Source organism: Terrabacter lapilli (assembly GCF_039531305.1).
GTDB lineage: Bacteria > Actinomycetota > Actinomycetes > Actinomycetales > Dermatophilaceae > Terrabacter > Terrabacter lapilli.
The window spans coordinates 451631-468691 of record NZ_BAAAPU010000003.1; the positions used below are offsets into that span (position 1 = coordinate 451631).

Annotated in this window: 16 protein-coding genes; 10 read left to right on the forward strand and 6 right to left on the reverse strand. The window is 70.4% G+C overall.

Going from position 1 to position 17061, the window contains the following annotated elements; all coding sequences use genetic code 11:
• Window positions 1-28: 28 nt before the first annotated feature.
• On the reverse strand, window positions 29-1036 hold the full coding sequence (locus tag ABD241_RS03475; protein ID WP_344058449.1) for a GlxA family transcriptional regulator: 1008 nt from the start codon (window positions 1034-1036) through the stop codon (window positions 29-31).
• Between the two features lie 71 nt (window positions 1037-1107).
• Here ABD241_RS03475 and ABD241_RS03480 point away from each other — a divergent pair, with 71 nt between their 5' ends.
• Window positions 1108-2481: an MFS transporter gene (locus ABD241_RS03480; protein ID WP_344058451.1), complete on the forward strand. Its 1374-nt coding sequence runs from the start codon at window positions 1108-1110 to the stop codon at window positions 2479-2481.
• 4 nt (window positions 2482-2485) lie between these two features.
• A complete protein-coding gene (locus ABD241_RS03485) occupies window positions 2486-4408 on the forward strand; it encodes a propionyl-CoA synthetase (RefSeq protein WP_344058453.1) in 1923 nt (640 codons plus the stop codon).
• 113 nt (window positions 4409-4521) lie between these two features.
• Here ABD241_RS03485 and ABD241_RS03490 read toward each other — a convergent pair whose 3' ends face one another.
• Entirely contained in the window at window positions 4522-5643 is a 1122-nt protein-coding gene (locus ABD241_RS03490; protein WP_344058455.1) for an LOG family protein, read from the reverse strand.
• Between the two features lie 82 nt (window positions 5644-5725).
• Here ABD241_RS03490 and ABD241_RS03495 point away from each other — a divergent pair, with 82 nt between their 5' ends.
• Window positions 5726-6664, forward strand: a complete 939-nt coding sequence (locus tag ABD241_RS03495; RefSeq protein ID WP_344058457.1) for an AEC family transporter — start codon at window positions 5726-5728, stop codon at window positions 6662-6664.
• A gap of 11 nt (window positions 6665-6675) precedes the next feature.
• Here the strand turns inward: ABD241_RS03495 and ABD241_RS03500 are convergent, their stop codons facing one another.
• Window positions 6676-7047, reverse strand: coding sequence for a VOC family protein (locus ABD241_RS03500; RefSeq protein ID WP_344058459.1), 372 nt, complete (start codon window positions 7045-7047; stop codon window positions 6676-6678).
• A gap of 116 nt (window positions 7048-7163) precedes the next feature.
• The gene (locus ABD241_RS03505; RefSeq protein WP_344059510.1) at window positions 7164-7937 is read right to left on the reverse strand and encodes a hypothetical protein; all 774 of its coding nucleotides are present in this window, start codon (window positions 7935-7937) and stop codon (window positions 7164-7166) included.
• 313 nt (window positions 7938-8250) lie between these two features.
• Between ABD241_RS03505 and ABD241_RS03510 the strand changes: the two genes are divergently transcribed.
• Entirely contained in the window at window positions 8251-9171 is a 921-nt protein-coding gene (locus ABD241_RS03510) for a DUF1996 domain-containing protein (protein WP_344058461.1), read from the forward strand.
• A gap of 11 nt (window positions 9172-9182) precedes the next feature.
• On the opposite strand, the gene ABD241_RS03515 is transcribed toward ABD241_RS03510, so the two are convergent.
• Together ABD241_RS03515 and ABD241_RS03520 are read right to left on the reverse strand one after the other, a co-directional pair.
• Window positions 9183-10622 (reverse strand): aspartate aminotransferase family protein, encoded by a 1440-nt coding sequence (locus ABD241_RS03515; RefSeq protein ID WP_344058463.1) that lies wholly within the window; start codon window positions 10620-10622, stop codon window positions 9183-9185.
• Complete coding sequence (locus tag ABD241_RS03520) at window positions 10619-11122, reverse strand: Lrp/AsnC family transcriptional regulator (RefSeq protein WP_344058465.1); 504 nt, start codon at window positions 11120-11122, stop codon at window positions 10619-10621. The genes ABD241_RS03515 and ABD241_RS03520 overlap by 4 nt, the downstream gene beginning before the upstream one ends.
• A 113-nt stretch (window positions 11123-11235) precedes the next feature.
• Between ABD241_RS03520 and ABD241_RS03525 the strand changes: the two genes are divergently transcribed.
• The 6 genes from ABD241_RS03525 to ABD241_RS20650 form a co-directional block, all read left to right on the forward strand.
• Window positions 11236-12684, forward strand: coding sequence for a gamma-aminobutyraldehyde dehydrogenase (locus ABD241_RS03525; protein ID WP_344058467.1), 1449 nt, complete (start codon window positions 11236-11238; stop codon window positions 12682-12684).
• Window positions 12685-12784: 100 nt separating this feature from the next.
• Window positions 12785-14032 (forward strand): ABC transporter substrate-binding protein, encoded by a 1248-nt coding sequence (locus tag ABD241_RS03530; protein WP_344058469.1) that lies wholly within the window; start codon window positions 12785-12787, stop codon window positions 14030-14032.
• Complete coding sequence (locus ABD241_RS03535; RefSeq protein ID WP_344058471.1) at window positions 14032-15156, forward strand: ABC transporter ATP-binding protein; 1125 nt, start codon at window positions 14032-14034, stop codon at window positions 15154-15156. The genes ABD241_RS03530 and ABD241_RS03535 overlap by 1 nt, the downstream gene beginning before the upstream one ends.
• A gap of 1 nt (window position 15157) precedes the next feature.
• Window positions 15158-16096, forward strand: coding sequence for an ABC transporter permease subunit (locus tag ABD241_RS03540; protein WP_142184144.1), 939 nt, complete (start codon window positions 15158-15160; stop codon window positions 16094-16096).
• Window position 16097: 1 nt separating this feature from the next.
• The gene (locus ABD241_RS03545; protein WP_344058476.1) at window positions 16098-16892 is read left to right on the forward strand and encodes an ABC transporter permease; all 795 of its coding nucleotides are present in this window, start codon (window positions 16098-16100) and stop codon (window positions 16890-16892) included.
• 15 nt (window positions 16893-16907) lie between these two features.
• The coding region (locus ABD241_RS20650; protein WP_425580703.1) for a saccharopine dehydrogenase NADP-binding domain-containing protein at window positions 16908-17061 on the forward strand (154 nt) is incomplete at its 3' end.

Sequence of the window (17061 nt, forward strand, 5' to 3'; positions counted from 1 at the left end):
CCCCGCGCCGTATGCCGTGCCGCGGGGCTCAGGCCGGCTCTGCGCGGTAGGTGCGGCGGTAGGCGAGCGGCGACAGTCCCACGGCCGCCGACAGGTGCTGGCGCAGGGACGCGCTCGTGCCGAAGCCCACTGCGGCGGCCACCCGGTCGACGGGCAGGTCGGTCGTCTCGAGCAGGTGCCGGGCGCGGTCGACCCGGGCTCGCACGAGCCACGTGCCTGCCGTCTCCCCGGTCTCCTCGCGGAAGCGCCGGGTGAAGGTTCGGATGCTCATGCCGGCGTGGCGAGCCAGGTCGGCCAGGCCGATCGGTTCGTCGAGATGCTCGATCGCCCACGCGCGGGTGGGTCCGGTGCCCGCCTCGGACGCGTCCGGGACGGGGCGCTCGATGAACTGCGCCTGGCCGCCGGCCCGCCACGGTGCGACGACCGCGCCCCGTGCGACGCGGTTCGCAGCGTCGGTGCCGAGGTCGCTGCGGAGCAGGTGGAGCAGCAGGTCGATGCCCGCCGCGTTGCCGGCCGAGGTGAGGACGTCGCCGTGGTCGACGTAGAGCACGTCGGGGTCGAGGAGCACGGCGGGGAAGTGGCGGCGGAAGAGGTCGGCGTAGACCCAGTGCGTCGTCGCCCTGCGGCCGTCGAGCTTGCCGAGCCCCGCGAGGACGAAGGCTCCGGTGCAGATGGAGACCCACCGTGCGTCGGGCCGGGCTGTGGCGGCGAGCCGGACCAGTGCGTCCGGGAGCTCGCCGCGGCTGACGACGGCGGTGTTGGTGACACCCGGTACGACGACCGTGTCCGCCTGTGCCAGAACGGAGTTCGGGTGGGTGGGCAGCGCGGCATAGCCGGCCGACGTCGTGACCGGGCCGTCGTCGAGCGTGCACATCGACACCTCGTAGGGCGGGGGAGCGCCCGTGCTGCGACCGGGCCAGCCAGGGTCCAGGGCGCCGGCGCTGAGGAAGCGGTGCGGGAGCCCGAGCTCGAAGGCCACGACGCCGTCGAGGGCCAGGACGGCGACGCGGTGCGGGCGCGACGGCACGAGGGTCATGGCCAGATCCTTGCACATCGTGTCCGTCAGGCCACTCGTGGCGCGGTAGGCGAACCGCCAGGCTGGAGCCCGTGAGCCTGACCGACCGCCGCGCGGGCGTCCCCGACGCCGCCTCTCCCGCTCCTGCCAGCACACCGGAACGATCGAGTCACCGGATCCATCCGGCCTGGTGGGTGGCCGTCGTCACCTTCCTGACGATCATCGGCGCAGCCGGCTTCCGCTCCACGCCGGGCGTGCTCATGACGCCGCTCCACGAGGAGTTCGGCTGGCCGATGGGTGTCATCGGAGGGGCCGTGTCGGTCAACCTCATCCTCTTCGGGCTGGCCGCGCCCTTCTCCGCAGCCTTCATGGAGCGCCTCGGCATCCAACGCGTCATCGCAGTAGCGCTCGTCCTGGTGAGCGTCGGGTCGCTGCTGCCGGTGTGGATGACTCAGTCGTGGCAGCTCGTCCTCTGCTGGGGGATCGTCGTCGGGATGGGCACCGGCGCCATGTCGATGGGACTGGTGGCCATCGTCGCGGGACGCTGGTTCGTGGCGCGGCGCGGGCTCGTGACCGGCATCCTCACGGCGGCGGGCGCCACCGGTCAGCTCGTCTTCCTGCCCGTCCTCGCCTGGCTCGCGGGCAACCACGGATGGCGCAGCGCCGCCATCGCCACCTCGACCGCCGCGCTGACGGTCGTGCCCCTCGTGCTGTGGAAGCTGCACGACCACCCGAGCGTCCTCGGCCTGACGGCCTACGGCGCTCCCGCAGGCACCCCCGTGGCGCGTCCGCCCCGGCCGACTGGCCACCCGGTGCACCTGGCCGTCGACACCCTGCGCCACGCGGCTCGCACGCGGGTGTTCTGCCTCCTCGCCGGCAGCTTCGCGGTCTGCGGGGCGTCGACCAACGGTCTCGTCGGCACCCACTTCATCCCTGCCGCCCACGACCACGGTATGCCGACGACGACGGCAGCCGGCCTCCTCGCGCTCGTCGGCGTCTTCGACGTCGTCGGCACGATCTTCTCCGGCTGGCTCACCGACCGTGTCGACGCTCGGATCCTGCTCGCGGCGTACTACACGCTGCGCGGCGGCTCGCTCTTCCTGCTGCCCTCGCTCTTCAGCGACTCGATGCACGTCAACATGCTCGCCTTCGTCCTCTTCTACGGCCTCGACTGGGTCGCGACGGTGCCGCCGACGATCGCCCTGTGCCGCAGCGCCTACGGCGAGCGGGCATCGATCGTCTTCGGCTGGGTCTTCGCGTCGCACCAGCTCGGGGCAGCCGCGGCAGCGCTCGGGGCGGGCCTGGTGCGCGACCACCTGGGCACCTACACGCTGGCCTGGTACGTCGCCGGTGCCCTGTGCCTGGTCGCAGCGGTGATGTGCGTCGCGATCACGACCGCTCGTCTGTCAGATGCGTCACCTCGGCGCAGGGACGCTGGCGCGCCCGACGACTCGGCGGCACAGTGAGCCCATGAGCGACGGCGCTGCGACGGCATACCAGGGCATCTACGACGCCAGCCTGCGGGACCCGGAGGGCTTCTGGCGGGATGCGGCGGCCGCCATCGACTGGGTCAGGCCGCCGGAGCGCATCCTCGACGACTCACGGCCGCCGTTCTACCGGTGGTATCCCGACGCCGAGCTCAACGTCTGCTACAACGCTGTCGACCGGCACGTCCTCGCCGGTCGGGGCGACCAGCCCGCGATCCACTACGACTCACCCGTGACCGGTACGAAGGTCACGCTGACGTATGCCGAGCTGCTCGACCGCGTGTCCCGCTTCGCGGGGGCCCTCGAGGGGCTCGGGGTCGAGAAGGGCGACCGCGTCGTCATCTACATGCCGATGGTGCCCGAGGCGGTCGTCGCGATGCTCGCCTGCGCGCGCCTGGGCGCCGTGCACTCGGTGGTCTTCGGCGGTTTCGCGCCCCAGGAGCTCGCGGCCCGCATCGAGGACGCCGAACCCAAGGTCGTCGTCTCCGCGAGCTGCGGGGTGGAGCCCTCCCGCATCGTCGAGTACAAGCCGATGCTCGACGAGGCGCTGCGCCGCAGCAGCCACACGCCCGAGTCGGTCATCGTCCTTCAGCGTGAGCAGTCTCCGGCCGCGGTGGGCCAGCGCGACACCGACTGGGAGGAGATGACCTGGGACGAGGTGTATGCCGACGCGCCCGCCGCGGAGTGCGCGACGGTCGCAGCCACCGACCCGCTCTACATCCTCTACACCTCGGGCACCACCGGGAAGCCGAAGGGCATCTACCGCGACAGCGGCGGCTACGCCGTGGCGCTGCGCTGGTCGATGGCCAACATCTTCGACGTCGCGCCGGGCGAGACGATGTTCACGGCCAGCGACGTCGGGTGGGTGGTCGGCCACTCCTACATCGTCTACGGCCCGCTGCTGACGGGGGCGACCACGGTGCTCTACGAGGGCAAGCCGGTGGGCACCCCCGACGCGGGCGCCTTCTGGCGCGTCATCGAGGAGTACGGCGCCGTGTGCCTGTTCACGGCTCCCACCGCGTTCCGCGCCATCAAGAAGGAGGACTCGAAGGCCGCCAAGCTCGCCGAGCACGACCTCGAGCGCTTCCGGGCGCTCTTCCTCGCTGGGGAGCGGCTCGACCCCGACACGTACGAGTGGGCCTCCGCGGCCCTGGGCAAGCCCGTCATCGACAACTGGTGGCAGACCGAGACCGGCTGGCCGATCGCCGCCAACCCCAAGGGGATCCAGCTGCTGCCCATCAAGCCGGGATCGCCGACGGTGGCCGTGCCGGGCTACGACGTGCAGGTGCTCGACGGCACGGGCGAGCCGGTCGCGCCCGGCGTCGAGGGCGCGATCTGCATCAAGCTCCCCATGCCGCCCGGGACGCTGCCGACCCTGTGGGGCGACGACGACCGCTACGTCAGCTCCTACCTCTCGGCCTACCCGGGCTACTACCTGACGGGTGACGGCGGCTACCTCGACGAGGACGGCTACCTCTACGTCATGGGCCGCACCGACGACGTCCTCAACGTCGCCGGGCACCGGCTCTCCACGGGCTCGCTCGAGGCAGCGCTCTCGGGCCACGAGGCGGTGGCGGAGTGCGCAGTCATCGGCGTGCACGACGAGCTGAAGGGCCAGGTGCCGCGCGCCCTCGTGGTGCTGAAGTCGGGCATCGACGCCGACGCCGACGGCGACCGCATCAAGAAGGAGCTCGTCGCGCGGGTGCGGGCCGAGGTCGGGCCGGTCGCCGCCCTGCACCAGGTCGACATCGTCGGTGCGCTGCCCAAGACGCGCTCGGGCAAGATCCTGCGCAAGACGATGCGTGAGCTGGCCGACGGCCACACGCCGGCCGTGCCCGCGACGATCGAGGACCCCTCGGTGCTCGAGACCCTGACCCCGGTCCTGCGAAGCGCACCCACCTCCTGACTTCAGAGCCCGCCAGGGGCCTGCGCGCACGTGCGCCATGGCGCGGTTCAGGCCGGGGTCTTGGGGTGACGGGCGGCCGGAAGTGCGCCATGGCGCGGTTGCAGCGCGGTGGTTCAGGCTGCCGTGGCGGGGGAGGGGAGCAGGGTGAGCACGTCCTCGACCCGGTCGACGAGGTGGATCGCCTCGGCCATCGGGCGCCCCGCGGCGATCGCCGTGAGCGCCGGCCACACCGGGACGCGCTCGGTCCAGTGCTCGCGCCCGACGAGCACGAGCGGCGGCAGCGGCTCCTCCCCGGCGGCGTAGTAGAGCGGCGTCACGGCCTGGAAGATCTCCTGAACGGTGCCGGCCGCGCCACCGAGCACGACGATGCCCGCGTCGGACCGGGTGAGCAGCCCCTCCTCCCGGATGGCGTTGGAGAAGTACTTGGCGATGACGTCGCAGAAGACGTTGGGCGGCTCGTGGCCGTAGAACCACGTCGGGATGCCGAGCGAGCGCGCGCTGGGCCCGAGCGTGTCGGTGGGCGCGGGCGGCTCGTCGGCTGTGACCGCGCGCCGGACCGCCAAGGCGGTGTCGGCCCAGGCGGTGACGTCGGGCCGGAACCCCGGCACCGTCGCGATGCGACGCAGCGCCTCCTCGAGCGTCGCCCGGTCGCGGCACAGGGCACCGAGGTTGGCGGCTTCCATGGCACCCGGGCCGCCGCCCGTGGCGACGAGGTGACCCTCGTCGGCGAGAGCGTGACCCAGGCCTGCGGCGCTTGCGTATGCCGCCGAGTCCCGTTGCACCGCATGCCCGCCCATGATCCCGACCACCGAGCGGCCGAAGACGAGCTCGTCGAGCGCGTCGGTGACGGAGTCGTCGTGGATGGCGCGGACCAGGGTGCAGTACGCGTCGGTGCGCAGGCGCGCGTCGAGGGACCACGCATACGTCCTGGCGTCCCGGGTGTGCGGATAGCCCTGCTCCAGTCCGTCGTAGAGGTCGGAGGGGAGGTAGAGCCCGCGCCACGGGTCCACCGGGGCGTCGGCGATGCCGGGGAAGATTATGGCTCCCCGTGCGATGAGCAGCTCGGCGACGGGCACGGGCACCGTCCCGCCGAGGACGACGAGACCGGTGAGGTCGCCGCGCTCGGCCAGCCGGTCGCCGTAGCCGGTGAGGTCGAGGTCCTGCAGCCGCAGCCCGCGCAGGCTCGCGTCAGAGGCGAGGTGGTCGTCCAGCTCGTCGAGCGTCTCGATCTCCATGCGGTCATCCTGCCCGTTCGGGCTGGCCGCGCTGCGGACCCCCTCCCACGCCGGGACCGCCCGCGCTGCAAGGATCACCCCCATGGTCGGGGTGCTGGAGGGGTTCGCGACGATCGCGGTGGTCGTCGCCGTCGGCTGGCTGCTCGCCGACCGCCGGATCCTCGACGACTCGGCCCAGGTCAACCTCTCCCGGCTGGCCTTCTACGTCGCCTCACCGGCGCTGCTGCTCACCGTCATGCAACGCACCTCGCTGCAGCAGGTGCTCTCGACGAACCTCGTGACCTCGCTGACCAGCTTCGTGCTGGTGGTCGGCGTCTACCTGCTGATCGCCCGGCTGCGCTGGGGCGCGGGCACACTCGGCTCGCAGCTCGTCGGTAGCCTCTCCGCGGGCTACGTCAACGCGGGCAACCTCGGCATCCCCATCGCGCTCTACGTCCTCGGCGACGTGGCCTGGGTGGCCCCGACCCTGCTCATGCAGCTGCTCCTCGTCACGCCGGTCTACATGGCGCTCTTCGACAGCGACGCACGCGACGAGCGACCGACCCTCGTCCGCAGCATCGGCCGGATGTTCCGCAACCCGATCACGCTGGGCGCCGTCGCGGGCCTGCTCGTCGCGGTGTTCGACATCCACCTGCCACGGGTCGTCGCGGCCCCGATCGACCTGCTCGGCGCGATGGCGGTGCCGTCGATGCTCGTCGCGTTCGGCATCTCGCTGCGCCGCGGGCCGCGCCCGGCGACCGGGCGCGCGGCGGAGCAGGTGTGGACCGTGGTCGCGCTCAAGACGCTCGTGATGCCGGCCATCGCCTTCGGCGTCGGGCTGGCCCTGGGGCTGCGCGGGCAGGCCCTCTTCGCCGTGGTCGTGACCGCAGCACTGCCGACCGCGCAGAACATCTTCACGTATGCCGTCCGCTACCGCCGCGAGGTCAACCTGGCGCGCGATGCCATCTTCGTCAGCACCTTCGCATCCGTGCCCGTCATCCTCGGCATCGCGGCGCTCTTCCACGGCTTCGCCGGCGTCTGAGGTCGACGGTCTCAGCCCCAGTTGGCCGCCTGGGTGAGGCAGAAGGGGTGGCCGCTCGGGTCCAGAAGCACGCGCCAGGTCTCACCGGGCTGCTCGTCGGGCAGGGTGGCGCCGGCCGCCACGCAGTCGGCCGCGGCCGAGTCGAGGTCGTCGACGGCCAGGTCGAGGTGGAACTGCTTGGTACCGCGCTCGTTCGGCCACGTGGGCGGCTCGTGGTCCTCGACCAGCCCGAGACCGAGTGCGACACCGAAGGGGCCGGTGAGCATGGCGTACTCGTCCTGCACGTGCGCCACCTCCCAGCCGAGCACGGTCGACCAGAAGGCGGCGTCGCGCCGGGCGTCGGAGCTGTCGAGGGTGATCATCTTGGGGGCGGCGATCGCCATGGCGCGGGCCTTTCGTCGGGGAACGGTGACAGGCCAAGCGTGCCCGCGTGCGCCGGCCGTGTCTTGGACAATCCCGACAGGGCCCGGGCCCGGTGGGCCCGGGCCGCCGCGGGCCCTCAGAAGCCGCCGAAGTCGCTCCCGCCGAAGTCTCCGCCGCCGAAGTCGCCCCCGCCGAAGTCACCGCCGCCGAAGTCACCGAAGTCGGAGCCGCCGGCCAGGTCCGAGCCGCCGTCCACGGAGCTGTTGTCGTTGAAGCTCCCGGCGTCCTGAGCCCCGCCGGCGTCTCCCGGGTCACCAGACCCGGAGTCGCCCCCGTCGCCCGCACCGTCGCCGTCAGCAGCACCGTCGCCGCCGTTGTCGCCGGCCTCGTGGGCCTCGGGCGAGGAGTCGAAGCCGTCGAGCATCATGTCGGCCAGCGCCGATCCCACGACGACGCCGGCGATGGTCCCGAGCATGGAGCCGGCGAACATCCCGCCCATCCCCATGCCACCCATGCCACCCATGCCACCGAAGCGGCCCCCGCCGAAGGCGCCCTGGAGGTAGCCGGGTCGGCTCATCTCGGCCCGGGTCGCGCTGCGAGCGAGGTCGGCGGGCTGGTCGGTGCGAGGGCGCTCGTTCTCGGGCAGGTCCTCGGTCAGGCGCTGGAGCACCATCTGCCGCTGCTCGGGGGAGAGCTTGCCGAAGGCCTCGGCGTGCACCCGCTCGATGTCCTCGGGGTCGGCGGTGCGCAGGAGGTACCGGTAGCGGGCGATGGCCCGCTCGTCCTCGCTGGACGCGCCTCCGCGCGGTGGCGGAACGGCGTAGGGCTGGCCGGTGGGCGGCTGCTGGGGCTGCTGCGGGCGTTGCTGCTGCAGCGGCTCGCGGCCCAGCAACCTGTCGAGGAATCCCATGTCGTGCTCCTTGTGCGTCGGCGTCGCAGTCATCGGACACCTACCCCAACGAACGGCTCGACCGAGCGTTCCGGTGCCCACCGGGCGCAGGGATCGTGAGGACGCGTTCAGGCCGGGTGCAGGCCGGGTGCAGGCCGAGTGCAGGCCGGGTGCAGGCCGAGTGCAGGCCGAGTGGCAGACGGCGGCCGTGATCTTCGACACACTAGGGGAACGTGGACCGGGACTCGGCCGATGCGGGGGGCGCCGGCCGCGGTCAGGACGGGAGATGGCGCCGTGACCGTTCCGGTCCGGCGAGAGCGAAGGGTGGGGGGACATGCACAGGCGAAGGAAGATGCTCGTCGCGCTCCTGTCGGCGCCGGGCGTGGTGCTGGCGATGCTGCTGCCTGCGGGCCCGGCATCGGCCATGGGGAAGGTGGTGTGCGACGTGTCCGGGCAGCCGACCGTGTCGGTCGCCTCGTACGACCCGATCGTCAATCACAACGGCACGGGCGCGGCGCACGAGCACCAGCTGTTCGGGAACATCGCGTGGCTCTCGCTGCCCAACCCGAACACGTCGAACTACGCGGACCTGGTGGGCCGGACGAACAACTGCCGGAAGGTGCTGGGCCTGGCGTACTCGGCGGACTCGGCGGCCTACTGGACGCCGACGCTGCGGTACGTCTCCGGGCCGAACGCCGGCCAGCTGGTGCCGGCGCAGCAGTTCACGGCGTACTACCGGGCGGCGTCCGGGGACGACTTCGGTGCGGCTCGGGCGATCCCGGCCGACACGCGGCTGATCGGGACCGAGTACAACTGGACGTGCGGGCAGAACTCGGGTGCGCGCTCGACGCCGGTCCAGAGCATCCCCGACTGCTCGGGTCTGCCGGGCACGCCGGGGCGGACGCTGACGGCGCACATCGACTTCCCGTCGTGCTGGGACGGGGTCCCGCCGAGCCACCCGACGAGTCAGTACGGTGACACGAGGGACAACGCGCACTACGCGTACCGGGTGGGACGGTCGTGCCCGGCGGGATTCCCGATCGGTGTGGCCGAGCTGCGGGAGACGGTGCAGTTCGCGTACGCCGGGACGGGTGCCGACGTGGCGCTGTCGTCGGACGCTCCGATGGGCACGAGCGACGGCCGGTCGCTGCACGGCGACTTCTGGCAGACGTGGTCGCAGCAGGACTTCGAGACCTTCCTCCAGAGGTGCGTCGTGGACCGGAGCGCGTTCAGCTCCTCGGGCTGCCAGCCCTGACGTGCGTCGGGTCAGAGGTGGTTCTCGGCCTCCACGAGGACCGACCGGAGGCGCGACTCGATGTCGTCGAACTGCTCGGGTCCCATGATCAGCGGCGGCGCGAGCTGGATCACGGGGTCGCCGCGGTCGTCGGCCCGGCAGTAGAGGCCGGCGTCGAAGAGCGCCTTGGAGAGGAAGCCGCGCAGCAGGCGCTCGGACTCGGCGTCGTCGAACGTCTCGCGGGTGGCCTTGTCCTTGACGAGCTCGATGCCGTAGAAGTAGCCCGCGCCGCGGACGTCGCCGACCAGGGGCAGGTCGAGGAGCTTGTCCAGGGTCGCCTTGAAGACCGGGGCGTTGGTCTTGACGCGGTCGTTGAGGCCCTCGCGCTCGAAGATGTCGAGGTTGGCCATCGCGACGGCCGCGGAGACCGGGTGACCGCCGAAGGTGTAACCGTGCGGGAAGTAGGTCGTGCCGTGCCGGAACGGCTCGAAGAGGCGGTCGCTCGCGATCATCGCGCCGATGGGGGAGTAGCCGCTCGTCATGCCCTTGGCGCACGTGATGATGTCGGGCACGTAGCCGAAGTCGTCGCACGCGAACATCGAGCCGATGCGGCCGAAGGAGCAGATGACCTCGTCGGACACCAGGAGCACGTCGTACTCGTCGCAGATCTCGCGGACCCGCTCGAAGTAGCCGGCCGGCGGCGGGAAGCAGCCGCCGGAGTTCTGCACCGGCTCGAGGAAGACGGCGGCGACGGTGTCGGGACCCTCGAACTCGATCGCCTCGGCGATGCGGTCGGCAGCCCAGCGGCCGAACGCCTTCTCGTCGTCGCGCAGGTGCTCGGGGGCGCGGTACATGTTGGTGTTGGGCACCTTGTGCGCGCCCGGCACGAGCGGCTCGAACATCTCCTTGGCCGCGGGGATGCCGGTGATCGACAGGGCGCCCTGCGGGGTGCCGTGGTAGGCGACCGCGCGGGAGATGACCTTGTGCTTGGTCGGCTTGCCGGTCAGCTTGTAGTACTGCTTGGCCAGCTTCCACGCGGTCTCGACGGCCTCGCCGCCGCCGGTGGTGAAGAAGACCCGGTTGAGGTCGCCGGGGGCGTGGCCGGCGAGGCGTTCGGCGAGCTCGATCGCCTTGGGGTGCGCGTAGCTCCACAGCGGGAAGAAGGCGAGCTCCTTGGCCTGCTTGGCCGCCGCCTCCGCGAGCTCCTCGCGGCCGTGGCCGGCCTGGACGACGAAGAGCCCCGCGAGCCCGTCGATGTACTCGTTGCCGCGGTCGTCCCAGATCTGCCACCCGCGGCCCTTGGTGATGATGGGGACCGAGTGGCCCATCCCTCCGTCGCCGGGGTCCTCGAAGACCGAGTGGCGCGTGAAGTGCATCCACAGGTGGTCGCGCGCGGCCTCGGAGTGGAGGGTGCCCGCGGGCGTTCGGTGGTCCGAGGTGGGTTCCCAGACGTCGTTCGGATTGGTGGTCATCGCGTACCCCAGTTGTAGAGCTGTTTGTTGAGTTTCAGGTAGACGAACGTCTCGGTGGCCGTGACGCCCGGGAGTGCTCGGATGCGGGTCGTGAGCAGCTCGAGCAGGTGGTTGTCGTCCTCGCAGACGACCTCGGCCAGTACGTCGAAGCTGCCTGCCGTCGTGACGACGTAGGCGACCTCGTCCATCTCTGTCAGGGCCTCGGCGACCGGGGTGATGTCCCCGGACACGCGCAGCCCCACCATCGCCTGGCGCTGGAACCCGACCTGCAGCGGATCGGTGACCGCGACGATCTGCATGACGTCGGCATCGAGGAGGCGCTGCACGCGCTGGCGCACGGCGGCCTCCGACAGCCCCACGTGCTGGGCGATGGATGCATAGGACTTGCGGCCGTCGTGCTGGAGCAGCTCGATGATGGTCTTGCTGACCTCGTCCAGGTTGACCGAGGGTCTTCGGGTTCCGTCACCCCCGTTGTTGGCCACGCCTCGGATGGTCGTCATGCGCCGATACTGACCTGTGGAACGCGATGTTGGCAAGTGGCTCCGCAACGGATTCCGAAGTTTTTTCTCGACAACCCTTCCTGATTGCGAAGGTGTGTGTTTAGCATTCCGGCATGACTTCGCAGCCGCGCCAGCTCCGCAACTTCATCGGTGGCCAGTACGTCGACCCCGAGGGCGACGCGACCACCGACATCGTCGACCCCTCGACCGCGCAGGTGGTCGCCAAGGCGCCGGTCAGCTCGCAGGCCGACGTCGACCGGGCGTACGCCGCCGCCGCGAAGGCGTTCGAGACGTGGGGCGACACGACCCCGAGCGAGCGGCAGGCTGCCCTGCTGAAGTTCGCCGACGCCATCGAGGCCCGCGCCGGCGACTTCATCCGCCTCGAGTCCGAGAACACCGGCAAGCCGCACGCCCTCACCGAGAGCGAGGAGGTGCCGCCGATGCTCGACCAGCTGCGCTTCTTCGCCGGCGCGGCACGGGTGCTCGAGGGCAAGTCGGCGGGCGAGTACATGAAGGGCCACACCTCGTTCGTGCGCCGCGAGCCGATCGGCGTCGTGGGCCAGGTGACCCCGTGGAACTACCCGATGATGATGGCGATGTGGAAGATCGGCCCGGCGCTCGCCGCCGGCAACACGATCGTCCTCAAGCCCTCCGACACCACGCCCGAGACCACGCTGCTGCTCGCCGAGCTCGCGTCCGAGTTCCTGCCCGAGGGCACCTTCAACGTCATCACCGGCGACCGCGAGACGGGTCGCATGCTCGTCGAGCACCCGACGCCCGCCCTCGTCGCCATCACGGGGTCCGTGCGCGCCGGCATGCAGGTCGCGCAGAGCGCCTCGCGCGACCTCAAGCGCGTGCACCTCGAGCTCGGCGGCAAGGCACCGGTCGTCGTCTTCGACGACGCAGACCTCGAGGCCGCCGTCGAGGGCATCGCCGTCGGCGGCTACTTCAACGCCGGCCAGGACTGCACGGCTGCCACGCGCGTGCTCGCCGGCCCACGCATCCACGACGACTTCGTCGCCGCGCTCGCCGACTACGCCAAGGGCTCCGCCAAGGTCGGTATGCCGGACGACCCGGACGCGCTCTTCGGCCCGGTCAACAACCCCAACCAGGTCGCCCACGTGTCGGGCATGATCGACCGTCTCCCCGACCACGCCCAGGTCGTGGCCGGCGGGCGCCGTGCCGACGGCCTCGGCGAGGGCTACTTCTTCGAGCCGACCGTCCTCGCGGGCCTGCGCCAGGACGACGAGCAGATCCAGAGCGAGATCTTCGGACCGGTCATCACCGTGCAGCAGTTCACCGACGAGAACGAGGCGCTCGCGTGGGCCAACGGCGTGCAGTACGGCCTCGCCTCGTCCGTGTGGACGAAGGACTTCGGGCGCGCCATGCGGATGAGCCGCAAGCTCGACTTCGGCTGCGTGTGGATCAACACGCACATCCCGATCGTTGCAGAGATGCCACACGGCGGGTTCAAGCACTCGGGCTACGGCAAGGACCTCTCGATGTACGGGCTCGAGGACTACACCCGCATCAAGCACGTCATGGCCAACATCGAGTCCTGACGCGCGGCGGGCTCGCGAGCCCGCCGCTTCCTCGACCAGCACCATCCCGGGTCAGCGTCGACACCTCCACACGACCCCTTCGAACCCTGGAGCCACTGAGATGAACGACAAGAGCTTCGACACCGGCGACCCGCACCTGCGCGCCGCCCTCCTGCGCGGTCTGGTGTCGCGCCGCTCGGCGATGATGGGCGCTGCCGGCATCGGGGCCGCCGCGTTCCTCGCGGCCTGCGGCTCGGCAGGCAAGAACCCGTCGACCGGAGCCGGGGGCAGCGGCACCGCCGCGGCCAAGACCGCAGCGGCCGCGCAGGACATGTCGGACACCGAGAAGGTGATCAACTGGTCGAACTGGCCGGCGTACATCGACGTCGACGACAAGACCAAGGCCCGGCCGACGCTGGAGGCCTTCACCAAGGCGACCGGGATCAAGGTCAACTACACCGAGGACTACAACGACAACGACGAGTTCTACGCCAAGGTGCGTCCCCTGCTCGAGGCCGGCAGCGACACCGGCCGCGACGTGTGGTGCAGCACCGACTGGATGGTCGCTCGGCTCATCCGCAACGGCTACGTCCAGAAGCTCGACATGGCCAACATCCCCAACCACGTCAACCTGCAGGACTCGCTCAAGCAGGTGACATTCGACCCGGGCCGCCAGTACTCGCTTCCGTGGCAGAGCGGTTTCGCGGGTATCGCCTTCAACCCCAAGGCAACCGGGGGCAAGAAGGTCGAGTCGGTCGACCAGCTCCTCACCGACCCCAGCCTCAAGGGCAAGGTCACGCTGCTGACCGAGATGCGCGACACGGTGGGCCTGGTGCTGATGGCGATGGGCAAGAAGATCGAGAGCTTCACCGACGCCGACTTCGACGCCGCGATGGCCGAGCTGCAGAAGGCCAAGGACGCCGGCCAGATCAAGGGCTTCACCGGCAACGACTACACCAAGCCGCTGGCCTCCGGCGACACCGCCGCCTGCTTCGCGTGGACGGGCGACGTGGTTCAGCTGCGGGCGGACAACCCCAGCCTCGGCTACGCCCTCCCGCAGACCGGGTGCACGCTGTGGTCCGACAACTTCGTCATCCCGGCGCTCGCGAAGCACAAGAAGAACGCCGAGCGCCTCATCAACTACTACTACGACCCGAAGGTCATGGCGCAGGTCGTCGACTACGTCAACTACATCTCGGTCGTCAAGGGCGCGCAGGCGATCCTCGCCAAGCAGGACCCCTCCGTCTCGAGCAACGAGCTGATCTTCCCGTCCGCCGAGACGCTGTCGCGCGCACACGTCTTCCGCGGCCTCACGGCCGAGGAGGAGACCAAGTACAACAAGAAGTTCCAGGCGCTGGTGACCGGCTGATGGCCGAGCGCACGAGCGGAGACCTGGTCCTCTCCGCGGTCACCAAGACCTACGACACGTTCACGGCGGTCGACAACATCGACCTGACCATCCCCCAGGGCTCGTTCTTCGCCCTCCTCGGGCCGTCCGGCTGCGGCAAGACGACGACGCTGCGCATGGTCGCGGGCCTCGAGCAGCCGACGGTGGGCAGCATCTCCATCGGCGCCCGGGACATCACCGCGACGAAGCCCTACCAGCGCAACGTCAACACGGTCTTCCAGAACTACGCCCTGTTCCCGCACCTCGACATCCTCGAGAACGTCGCGTTCGGCCTGAAGCGACGGGGCGTGCGGGACTGGAAGGCCAAGGCGATGGAGGCCCTCGAGCTCGTCGAGCTCGCGCAGGTGGCGAGGAAGAAGCCGACGCAGCTCTCGGGCGGCATGCAGCAGCGCGTCGCCCTCGCCCGTGCCGTCGTCAACCGCCCCGACGTGCTGCTGCTCGACGAGCCGCTCGGGGCGCTGGACCTCAAGCTGCGCCGCCAGATGCAGATCGAGCTCAAGCGCATCCAGCAGGAGGTCGGCCTCACCTTCGTCCACGTCACCCACGACCAGGAGGAGGCCATGACCATGGCCGACACCATCGCGGTGATGAACGCCGGGCGCCTCCAGCAGGTCGGTGACCCGGGCACGCTCTACGAGAAGCCGCAGTCGACCTTCGCGGCGAACTTCCTCGGCCAGTCCAACCTGCTCCGGGCCACGGTGAGCGGCGTGTCCGGCGAGATGGCCTCCCTGGACGTGCACGGCATACCCATGGCACTCCCCGCGTCGTCGCTGCCGGGCAGCGGTGCCGAGCTGTGGCTCGGCATCCGACCCGAGAAGGTCCGCCTCCTCGGTGACTCATCCGACACGACCGGGCTCAACACGCTCAAGGGCGAGGTCACCGACGTGTCCTTCCTCGGCGTCGCGACGCAGTACCTCGTCGCGATGCCGTGGGGCCGGGAGCTGACGGTGGTCCAGCAGAACGACGGTATGCCGCGTGCCGCCCTGGGCACCAACGTCACCCTCGGGTGGGTGCCCGAGAACAGCTTCGCGCTCGACGCCTCGCAGGACGCCGACGCCGGGGTCGACAGCGTCGAGGACGAGTGACATGGCCGTCTCCACCCTCACCGGGGCGCCGGTGACCGCACCCCGGCGCGCTCGTCGTCGGGGTGCCGCGGTGCCCTACCTGCTGCTGATCCCCGGGATGCTCTGGCTCGTCGTCTTCTTCGTCCTGCCGATGATCTCGCTCGGCTCGCAGTCGCTGCAGACCGGGGACGTCGACAACGGCTACACGATGACGTGGAACTTCGCGACGTACGTCGACGCGCTGTCCACGTACTGGCCGCAGATGCTGCGCTCGCTCGTCTACGCCGGGGTGGCAACCCTGGCGACGCTCGCGCTCGGCTACCCGCTGGCGTGGTTCATCGCGCACCGCTCGGGGAAGTACAAGAACTTCCTCCTCGTCCTGGTCATCGCCCCGTTCTTCACCTCGTTCCTGATCAGGACGCTGGCCTGGCAGACGATCCTCGGCGACCAGGGCCTGCTCGCGGAGGTGGCGCTGCGGACCCACACCAGCTGGCTGCTCTCCGGGTTCAAGGAGGCGCTCAAGACGGTCGGACTCATCAACAACGACCAGCTGCTCTTCTCGCCGTTCGCCGTGATCTGCGGCCTGACCTACAACTTCCTGCCGTTCATGGTGCTGCCGCTCTACTCCAACCTCGAGCGACTCGACCACCGTCTGGTCGAGGCGGCCGGCGACCTCTACGCCTCGCCCTTCCAGGCGTTCCGCCGGGTCATCTGGCCGCTGTCGCTGCCGGGCGTGGTCGCCGGCACCCTGCTGACCTTCATCCCCGCCACCGGTGACTACATCAACTCGGTGCTCCTGGGCAGCACCCGCACCGTCATGATCGGGCAGGTCATCGACGCGCAGTTCCTGCGGGTCCTCGACTACCCGACGGCGGCGGCGCTGAGCTTCATCCTGATGCTGGTGATCGTGGCCCTCGTCGTGACCTACGTGCGCCGGGCCGGGACCGAGGAGCTGGTCTGAGATGGCATGGCTGAGACGCAACCTCGTGATCATCATCGGGATCCTCGTGATGGTCTACATCCTGCTCCCGAACCTCGTCGTCATCGTCTTCTCGTTCAACAAGCCCGTGGGCCGCTACAACTACCAGTGGAACGAGTTCTCGCTCGATGCCTGGACCAACGTCTGCGGCGTGCCGGGCATGTGCCAGTCGGTGGGCCTCAGCCTGCAGATCGGGCTCATCGCCTCGCTGACGGCGGCGGTCCTCGGCACCATGGTGGCGTTCGCGTTGGGGCGCTACCGCTTCCGCGGGCGCTCGGGCACCAACCTGCTGATCTTCCTGCCGATGGCCACGCCCGAGGTCGTCATGGGCTCGAGCCTGCTCACGCTCTTCATCGCCATGGGCATCCCGACCGGCCGCACGACGATCCTCATCGCGCACATCATGTTCTGCCTGTCGTTCGTCATCGTCACGGTCAAGGCCCGCGTCGCCTCGCTGGACCCGCGCCTCGAGCAGGCGGCGGCCGACCTCTACGCCAACGAGCTGCAGACCTTCCTCAAGGTGACGTTTCCCCTGGTGCTCCCGGGCATCGCTGCCGGTGCGCTCCTCGCCTTCTCGCTGTCGTTCGACGACTACATCATCACCAACTTTAACGCGAGCCCCTCCTCGGTCACGTTCCCGATGTACGTCTGGGGCGCCGCGCAACGCGGAACTCCCGTGCAGATCAACGTGATCGGGACCGTCATGTTCCTCGGGGCGCTCGTCGTCGTGGTCACCGGCCAGCTGCTGAGCGGCCGCCGCTCCCGCAGGGTGGCGTGAGCCGTGCGGGTGCTGATGGTCGGCTCCGGCGGGGTCGGTGACGCAGCGGCGCGCATCGCCGCGGAGCGCGACTTCTTCGACCGCTGGGTCGTCGCCGACCACGACGCCGCCCGTGCCGAGCGCACGGTGGCCGCCGTGGTCGAGCGCCACCCGGGGGAGAGCCGTTTCG